At 41.6% G+C, this 1,043-nt stretch carries 1 pseudogene (cut by a window edge); it reads right to left on the bottom strand.

The features are described from left to right. Positions 1-1,043 (bottom strand): annotated as a pseudogene (locus Q0192_RS17475) (TonB-dependent receptor); its annotated part reaches 955 nt to the left of the window's first position; the annotation flags it as partial.

Below are 1,043 nucleotides of genomic sequence, written 5' to 3' on the forward strand. Positions count from 1 at the left end.
GGTATAACCGCCCCTGATCTTGCCAAAATTTAAAATGTTGGCCGGCATATTTAAGGCTTTGGTAAAAATGAACGAACCGTTGGCGCCACCATAAAAATAACTGCGGTTGTTGGGCGGCAGGGTTGACGATACATCATTACGGCCAACTAAGTTTAAGGAAGCGTAGTTTTTATAATCAAAAGTTATATCGGTAAAAAAAGCATAAAACCTTTGTTCCGAAATATTACGGTTGTTGAGCAACTGAATTGGCGTAACAGAACTGGTATTGTTGATGGTGTTTAAATCGGCAACGATAATGCCATCGCCATAAAAAGCATTACGGTTGGTTAAACGCTGGTTAATGTTGTTGCCCAAAATCCAGCGTAAATTCAAATTGCTTGTTAATGCTTTGTTTGCCGTTACTAAAAAAGTGTTGTCCAGTTCCTGCCGGTAAATATTATCCACCGTAATACTGCCGTTTGGATAGGAAGACGAACCTTTTCCGCGTACGTTCACCCTTCTGTCGGTGTAAGCATTAAACCCGGCCGTGTTTTGGATGTTGAGCCAGGGCAGCGGATCAAAACCTAAAACCAGATTGCCATAATAACGGTCAACATTGCTGGTAGAAACGCTGTGTTTGACAGACCAGTAAGGGTTATCCACGCCGGTATAATCATACACATTGCTTTTATCAATCGGGTTTTCGTAAGGATAATGGGTCAAATCGTAACTGGTTGGCGTGTACATCAAAGCCGTCATGATCGAACCGGTTGTACCACCAATGGGCGGTGTTTTTTGATCGGTTATTACATAATTGATCGAACCGCTTGCGTAAAATTTATTTTCTAATTTGATGTTCCCTCCAATATTAATGGAAGTGCGGTTGATGGTATTATTCGGTACAACGCCGGTGTTATCCGTTCTGGAAAAACCGGCCGTGAAGTTCCCTTTTTCGCTCCCGGAAGAAATAGAAAGTGCATTTTCATAAACATTGCCCGTTTGAAAAAAGTTCTTAACGTTTTCTTTAGCAAAAGATTGATAAGGAACCTGGATCGGCGTAACAC

It is taken from the genome of uncultured Mucilaginibacter sp. (genome assembly GCF_937859865.1).
Taxonomy (GTDB): Bacteria; Bacteroidota; Bacteroidia; order Sphingobacteriales; family Sphingobacteriaceae; genus Mucilaginibacter_A.